Annotated in this window: 5 protein-coding genes and 1 pseudogene; 1 reads left to right on the forward strand and 5 read right to left on the reverse strand. The window is 36.2% G+C overall.

Annotated features, from left to right (window positions below; translation table 11 throughout):
• Nucleotides 1–315 precede the first annotated feature (315 nt).
• Entirely contained in the window at nt 316–1,326 is a 1,011-nt protein-coding gene (locus F6K06_RS32770) for a sulfotransferase domain-containing protein (RefSeq protein WP_240038777.1), read from the reverse strand.
• A 105-nt stretch (nt 1,327–1,431) separates the two neighbouring features.
• Here F6K06_RS32770 and F6K06_RS32775 point away from each other — a divergent pair.
• Nucleotides 1,432–1,662: pseudogene (locus tag F6K06_RS32775) on the forward strand (zinc ribbon domain-containing protein); the annotation flags it as partial.
• A gap of 39 nt (nt 1,663–1,701) precedes the next feature.
• On the opposite strand, the gene F6K06_RS32780 reads toward F6K06_RS32775, so the two are convergent.
• The 4 genes from F6K06_RS32780 to F6K06_RS32795 all read right to left on the reverse strand — a co-directional run bounded on the left by F6K06_RS32780 (nt 1,702) and on the right by F6K06_RS32795 (nt 7,482).
• A complete protein-coding gene (locus tag F6K06_RS32780) occupies nt 1,702–2,895 on the reverse strand; it encodes an MFS transporter (protein WP_124143323.1) in 1,194 nt (397 codons plus the stop codon).
• A 313-nt stretch (nt 2,896–3,208) separates the two neighbouring features.
• Nucleotides 3,209–4,201 carry a zinc-binding alcohol dehydrogenase family protein gene (locus F6K06_RS32785; protein ID WP_124143324.1) on the reverse strand — a complete coding sequence of 331 codons (993 nt, stop codon included), beginning with the start codon at nt 4,199–4,201 and terminating at the stop codon, nt 3,209–3,211.
• A 599-nt stretch (nt 4,202–4,800) separates the two neighbouring features.
• Nucleotides 4,801–6,012: an MFS transporter gene (locus F6K06_RS32790; RefSeq protein ID WP_205127229.1), complete on the reverse strand. Its 1,212-nt coding sequence runs from the start codon at nt 6,010–6,012 to the stop codon at nt 4,801–4,803.
• 702 nt (nt 6,013–6,714) lie between these two features.
• On the reverse strand, nt 6,715–7,482 hold the full coding sequence (locus F6K06_RS32795; RefSeq protein WP_124143325.1) for an SDR family NAD(P)-dependent oxidoreductase: 768 nt from the start codon (nt 7,480–7,482) through the stop codon (nt 6,715–6,717).
• Nucleotides 7,483–7,955 lie beyond the last annotated feature (473 nt).

Below are 7,955 nucleotides of genomic sequence, written 5' to 3' on the forward strand. Positions count from 1 at the left end.
TACATATAATTCCACTCCATCAAAACCCATCTCTGAAATAATATTGGCAGTTTTTTCTAATTTATTATGACCAAATATCCAGGTAGTAACGCCGATTTTTCTCTGTATACTTATACTCATTTTATTGGTAAATATATTACAAAAAAAATCAAATCAAGCATCGCTGCTTTTGGGTATAAATAGATATATGAAATCTATTAAATTCATTGGAGCAGCGGTTAAAGGGAATAGTAAATAGTGACTCATAAATTGATTATTCTGCCCTATGACCTATTCCCTTATGCAATAATTGCGAGGAGCAAAAATTCCAGAAAATTAACAAAGTAAATCCTCTAAAGAAAAGAAATCTATCACATGGGGACAGGTTTCTTTTTTGATCTGTACATAATTCCGCCACAAATTCAGCTCACTATCACTCAAATAATTTTTCCAATCTCCTATAATTCCTTTGCGTATATGTGCCTTAGATGGAGTATTTTTATCACCAACTTCTTGAGAAACCAAAACATCAGATAAATTTCCATCTTTCTCAATGTGTCCCTGATTAGATTTTTCTTTCATCTTTGTAAAATTAGTAGCTCTAGATATTTCTTCAGCATCATAGGATTCAACCCCAATAAACTTAGCAAGTTCATGTATAGCGGAAATAGCATTATCTTTTTTCATGTCTTCATACCTTAAAAATAATGCCTCAATTTCTCCTTCTTTAGAAGCTTTCAGAAATTCTTCGTGATAGTCAAACCAATCACCGCACTCAAATTTTCCTTCTAGCGCTACTTTGGAAAAGAAATGATACCAAGATCCGTTATAGTCAAAAACTTCTTTTCCTCTAACATGATGCCATGCAGAAACAAATGTATCTAGAGGATGTCTTAAACATTGAATTATTCTTGCTGGTTGTTTGATTAAACCTACACTAGCATGGGATTTAAAAAATCGTGGGGATGTCGCCCCCTCAAACTTTGAAAATATTGAATGCCAGTTTTCTGTACTTGCTGCCATATCTAACCAAGGACAAAAAATTTCTGTACAAAAGCCTAGTGAAATACCTTTTTCACAAACTTTTTTTACTAAATGTTCAAGTATTGATATAGTCCAAGTTGTACCAGACTTTGGATAAGTTGCTACATAAATATCACCATCTCTAGGCAAAAAATGATTAAATACGTTTTCCATCCCATTCTTGGTAATAATAGTGCAGGTGTAAAAATTTTCTATTGCATTTACATCAAATGAACGAGGTATACAGTTCATTTTTGGCTCAGAAGTTTGAGATAAATTTGCCGAAATCTGTGGTTCAGAAGTTTGAGATAAATTTACAGACATAGTATATCGGGATAAGTGAACTTAGCAACTTATACCATGTCTCGTTAAATACTTACACTTTTGAACTGCTTTCAACTTTTTAGGGAGGGAGCATTGACTTAATCAACGAATTGTGGTCATGTACAGGATATGCCTTTAAACATCAGAACTTATGACTGTCCAGAATGCGGCCTATCAATAGACCGAGACTTGAATGCCTCAATTAATTTAAGAAAGCGAGTGTGTAATTCTGAGGAAACCTTGGAATGTAAGACACACTCAAGAAATGCGGTCGGCTTGACCGTGGGTGCCTGTGTACGGAGTGCTGCCGACAGTTCCGGTGGAAGCAGGAAGTAAACATTAAAATGTCACTAATTATGACGTTTTATATCGGTTTTATGAAGCAGTATTTATCAGCAAGTAACTAATCAGAAAAAGAATAACCAAACAAAAAATTGCGCTGCTATAAAAGACCCCCGACATTCCCCAAATAGTAAACATAGTTCCTGCTAAAATTGGACCTGAAGCTTGCCCCAAAGATAAAGCTGTTACATTAACTGCCATAAAACCTGCTCGATATTCTTCAGGAGATAATTGTCCTAATAAAGACTGAGTTGAGGAAAATATCATAGCATGAGCAAAACCAGATAAAATGGAAGGTATAAATAGCAGCCAAATATTATTAACTGTTGGAATAATTATAAAAGCAATACAATAAATAACAAATGCAACTTTGATTAGAGTAACTTCAGATAAGGACTTGGCAAATAGCCCTAATTGAGATGAAACAAATGCAAAGGCAAGAGCTCTGCTTGCTAAAATAATTCCGATTACAATATGAGTTGCTCCTAACTGGCGATCTGCAAATAAAGGAATATAGGTTAAACAAGAACCAAATGAGAGAATAAAAATAGAAACAATTACTATTAACAAACCCCCTACTTGATAATTATTAATACTTTGCCAAATGTTTCTCAAATATTTTTTTAAGTTAAATGATTTTTGCTTAGGTCTTGCCGGAATTTTTAAATAAAATAAAACCCAAAAACTTAAGGGAATAGCCATCAAAGATAATAAGAAAGGATAGCGCCATCCCCAGGTAGTTAACCCACCACTAACTAAAGGATAAATAGTTAAAGCAAGACCGATATTCATGGCATTAAAAGCCATCGCTACTGTCAGTAATTTGCCGCGATAAAAGTCACTAATTAATGTTAAAACTAATGATTCTAGTGGTGCTGCACCAATTCCTTGTACAAAACGAAACTCTATTAAGGTCTGAAAATTGGGAGCTAATGAACAAATGGTTCCACCAATTGCAAATAAGAGTAAAGCAGGTATCAAAATTTGCTTTTTGCCATAACGGTCAGCTAATATTCCAAAGATTGGACTACCAATAGTAATAGGAATAACAAATGCTGAGATTACCCAACCAATATGTTCGGGAGAAACATTCAAATCTTCAGCTACTGAAGGTAGAATAGGACTTATAGCACCACTGCCTAAAAGTGCGATTAAAGTGATTCCAATAATAATCTGAAAATTAGAATCTTGGTAAATTTTGATAGAATTTTTTGTGCTTTGAGACACTTTTCCTTGATTAATCAATAAACTGTCTCATCTTACAACAGTTTTCGAGTCTCGGAGGTATAAAAATTTAACGACGGAGGAGTCAGGAGTCAACCCACCCCTCGCCCCTCCCCCTCCCAGGAGGGGAACTCAGGAGTCAGGAGAAAAAAAGAGGGAAGAAGAAGGAAAAAAAAGGAGAAAGTTTTTTCATCACTAGACATCTCCAATAATCAAAAATCAAATCAATTATCATACAGAAATTATCAATTCTTTCCCCCTACTGCCTACTGCCTCTTTTCTGGAGATGTCTACTAATTATCCGGACATGATATTACTACATATTAGTAGTTAAAACTAGCTGAGAAACATTAGTTCTATTGTGTACTTGTTCGTAGGCAATTATTCCTCCCCTAAGTGGGTAAGTAACGATCGCTTCTGGTGGTAAAATAGCATTTGTTTCAAACAAGGGATTGAGTTCTGCCAAAATTTCCCCACATTGAGTTACGTCAAAAGCTCGACTATCTACCCCAAACAAGCGCAACTCCCGGTGATAAAAATCCCGGAGGTCAAAACAAATTTTCGCTTCTTTTGGTGGAGCGCTAATAGCGACCAAACGACCTCTAGGACTGAGGGTCAACATACTATTTTCCAACATAGAACCCCCCACTGTATCCAATACAACATCCACACCTTTACCTCCAGTAGCAGCTAAAACAGCAGAATTAAGATTTTCCGTTGCCAAATTAATAACGATATCAACACCAGATGTTTCAACTATTGAATAATCTGATTCCCGTCGCACTGTACCTAAAACTTTAGCTCCCTTCCATTTTGCTATTTGAATTGCAGCTTTGCCAACCCCACCTGTTCCTCCCACTACCAAAACAGTTTCTCCTGGTTGTAAATTTGCTGCTTCAATCAAAGATAACCAAGCGGTAATATATCTAACTCCGATAGTTGCTGCTTGTATCATGGATATATTTTGAGGTTTGGGTTGTATTGCTGCTACAGGTAATACCAAATGAGAAGCGTGGGAACCATCGCGGATAAATCCAATATCGCCTCCTGTTCCCCAAACTTCAGTACCAATTAGATTTGGCTCACCTGCGACGACAACTCCAGCAAAATCTCTACCGGGTGTGCGTGGAAGAGTAGTATTTTCCATAACTCCCAAAATATTTTTCACGTCACTGGGATTAATAGATGCTGCATGAACTTCAACCAACACTTCACCTGGTTGCAAAACAGGAGTGGGAAGTTCTTCAAGTTTGAGTTGAGTCGTCGGAGAGCCAAAATTATAAAAGCGAATGGCACGTATAGCACGCATAGTTAAAATTCCTATTTATTTTGTTGTGTAAAAGTGTAGGTTTTAAGAATTTAGAATTTAGAATTTAGAATTATATCATGTCCGGTAGCATCGGTATTGTATAGTGAAGTAAGGAAGAAGGAAGAGGGAAGAGGGAAGAAGGCTTAAAAGCTTGAAAAAACGTAAATTTCCTGTAGATATTCACCCTTGATTTTACACAAACGATACCAGCGGACATGATATTACTTCTCCTTTAAAACGGATAGGATTTCAAGAATTTAGAATTTAGAATTTAGAATTTAGAATTACCTCTCCTTTTTTCGGTAAAGTTGGTTGCAATAATTATAAAAAAGTCTGAGTTTGTAGTTGCGCTTTAGCGCTGCTAGAGATATTTGGAGTGCTTTAGCACAACTACGAAAGCTACTGGAGCGACACATCTAAAATGGTGCAATAGGCGTAGGTTAGGTTGAGGAAGTGCGATCTTCGGAGCTTATCCGCAGGATAAACCCAACAGCAATTTTTCTCCCCTACTCCCCCACTCCCCTACTCCCCTACTCCCTAATGCACCATTTAAGATCAAACAATCCACTACTGGAGCTATAGGGGGTTGCACAAAAATTTCATCTTGTCGATCTAAGACTCAAAAGTTGTTGCTTTGGTTTTTTCCAGAAAATTGTAAAGTATAAAATACTCAAAGCTGAAACGAGAACAAATAAAGCAACGCCACAAACTCCGTTCCATTGCCAATTACTCCAAGCATAGTTACCACAGTAAGAACCCATAGCTCCTCCTACAAAATAGGAAACCATATAAACTGTATTCAGACGACTATGTATTTTGGCAGGCAAACTATAAATTTGTGCTTGGTTAGAGATTTGAGTTGTTTGTACTCCCAAATCTAACAACATCACTCCCAAAATTAAACCCCATAATTCATATCTTGCTAAAGAAAATACTAAAAATGATGAACTAGAAATCACAACACCTAACATAGAAATCAATCTAGGATTTTTTCGATCTGCCATTCGACCAGCAATTATCGCTGTTATAGCTCCAACAATACCAACCAAACCAAACATTCCTGCTACTTTACTACTGTAGTTTAGGGGTGGCGCTTTCAGGAAAAATGCCATTGTACTCCAGAAAATACTATTAGCAGCAAAAGACATTGCCCCAATTAAAGCTACTTGTCGCAATAATAATTGTTCTCGAATTATTTGCCCCAAAGAAAGAATTAATTTAGGGTATGAGAGAGTGACAGAAGGTTTTGCTTTTGGCAGTACAAATATTGATACTACTGCTATTAATATCATCAACCCACTAGCAAAGAAATATATTGCTCGCCAACCAAAATTTGCTCCGACGAATCCGCTAGTCATTCTAGCTAAAACAATCCCAATGAATAAACCACTCATCACAGTTCCGACAGCTTTGCCACGTTTTCCCGGTTCTACTAAAAAAGCAGCAAACGGTACAACAAGTTGGGGCACTATTGTAGTCATACCAATAAGTAAACTTGCAACAATTAACCAACTAATATTAGGAGAGATAGCTGCTGTTAGTAAAACTAGAGCAGTTGCTATCAGCATTGTCACAATTAAGCGTCGTCGTTCTATGATATCGCCCAAGGGCACAAATAGCAGTAATCCCAAGGCATAACCTATTTGTGTCATCATGGGAATTAACCCAACTTGCTGAGTGGGAGCATGGAAGCTTTCGGCAATTATTGCTAATAGGGGTTGATTGTAATATAAGTTGGCAACTGCAGCTCCACCGACCATTGCCATAATTAATAAAGTTTTGTTAATACCCATAGTTGATTTTTGAGACATAGTCTTTGTTTGTAGTTGCGCTTTAGCGTTACGCGCAAGGCAACAGGCAACAGGCAACAGGCAACAGGGGAATAAAAAAGGGTTTCAGCTTCTATTCATATCCTAACCTTAATGGGTAGCGCTATAGATATATTTACCGAATAATTAATAATTAATAATTAAATAAGGCTTTGTTGCATGAAAGTATATAGCTGTCGCACTTGCTCCGCATATGTACTTGATAACGCGCGGAAACTGCTGTAACTATTGGACAATAGATCAATAGAACATCAATGCTTAACAAAAAAACGCTGAAACTTTTACAGGTAAAAGCTTTGAGGTTTGATAGACAGACAAATAACTATTGGACAATAGATCAATAGAACATCAATAATTGCGAAACAGAGCAATATAGGTGCGGAATGGATGTTAAGAACGCGACTTTCATGCAACAAAGCCAAAACTGAAGAATAACTGAACCTGGTCAGATTCTTACTTTTAACTTTTGACTTTTGACTTTTGACTTGTGTATAGCGATCGCTTTCTGTGCAGAGCAATAACTATTGGACAATAGATCAATAGAACATTAATAATTGCGAAACAGAGCAATATAGGTGCGGAATGGATGTTAAGAACGCGACTTTCATGCAACAAAGCCAAAACTGAAGAATAACTGAACCTGGTCAGATTCTTACTTTTGACTTTTGACTTTTGACTTGTGTATTAAGTCTGTGCATACCCTGCATCTACAACTATGGTCTGACGAGTTATTGCTCTGGATGTATCGGAAGCGAGAAATAAATATGTTCCGACTAATTCTTGGGGTGTTAATTCTATGGGAATTGATTGTAACTCATGTACAGTTTTATGTTTTGCTTCTGGTGTCACCCACTGTTGGAGTTGCCTTTCTGTCATTATCCAACCTGGTGCTACAGAATTTACCCGAATATGGTGTTTGCCTACTGCTTCTGCTAAAGTCCGAACCATACCTACTATTGCTGCTTTTGTAGCATTGTAAGCAACCATATCTGGTTTGGCAATCCAAACTAGGTGAGAACTTGTCATAATAATACTACCGCCACCAGCATTAATCATTTCTGGTAATAATTCTCGACAGGTAATAAAATAATGTACAACATTTAATTGAAATAAATCATTCCATTGTTGTGCTGACATTTCTAGCAAATTACATCGGGGGTCGTAACCAGCATTGTTAATTAAAACATTTACTACTGGTTTGTCTTTTTTAACTTTAGCTAAAGTTTCTGTTAAAGCTTCACTATCAGTTAAATCTATTCCATAGACGTTGACTTTACAATGATATTGTTGGCATTCTTCAGCTACTTTTAAACCTCTTTCATAATCTTTATCTAAAATTGTAACTTCTGCTGCTTGTTCGGCAAATGTTTTAGTTAAAGCTTCGCCAATTCCATTACTACCACCAGTGATTAAAATATGTTTTTCTTTTAAGTCTTGATAGATGGGATTCATTTTGTTTTATCCTAATTTTAATTCGTAGTATTTAAAGGAAACAATAAGCGTAGGTTGGGTAGACGTAGGAAACCCAACAAAAATTGTTTGTAGTTGGGCTTTAGCCCCTCAAATACTTTAAGCATTCAGCTATTAGCAGTCATATTTCAGCAAAAAAAAGAGGATTTTAATGAATATAGACTGTTTCAGGCAGCTTTTATAGTAAGTATAAATTCTGACTCAATTAGTAAAGCTTTTATCTAAAATTAAAAGCAATAGTTGACGGCTGAATGCTTACCAAATACTTAACATAGCAGTATGTTTTTTGGTCAGGACAAGTAGTTGGGCTTTGGCTCCTCAAATACTTAATATAGCAGTACGTTTTTTTAGTTAGTACAATAAGTTTAGACTATTTGCGCAGCATTACTGTATAAAAAGAAAATAGAGGGAATATCCTAACATTAATTTAGGGCTAGAGCAAAACTACTAACCAT

Origin of the sequence: Okeania sp. SIO1H4 (genome assembly GCF_010672695.1) — a bacterium.
Lineage (GTDB): Bacteria > Cyanobacteriota > Cyanobacteriia > Cyanobacteriales > Microcoleaceae > Okeania > Okeania hirsuta.

Excerpts from the sequence above, each read along its gene's own strand:
- F6K06_RS32770 (WP_240038777.1), bottom strand. The coding sequence starts at position 1,326 with ATGTCTGTAAATTTATCTCAAACTTCTGAACCACAGATTTCGGCAAAT.
- F6K06_RS32785 (WP_124143324.1), bottom strand. The coding sequence starts at position 4,201 with ATGCGTGCTATACGTGCCATTCGCTTTTATAATTTTGGCTCTCCGACG.
- F6K06_RS32790 (WP_205127229.1), bottom strand. The coding sequence starts at position 6,012 with ATGTCTCAAAAATCAACTATGGGTATTAACAAAACTTTATTAATTATG.
- F6K06_RS32795 (WP_124143325.1), bottom strand. The coding sequence starts at position 7,482 with ATGAATCCCATCTATCAAGACTTAAAAGAAAAACATATTTTAATCACT.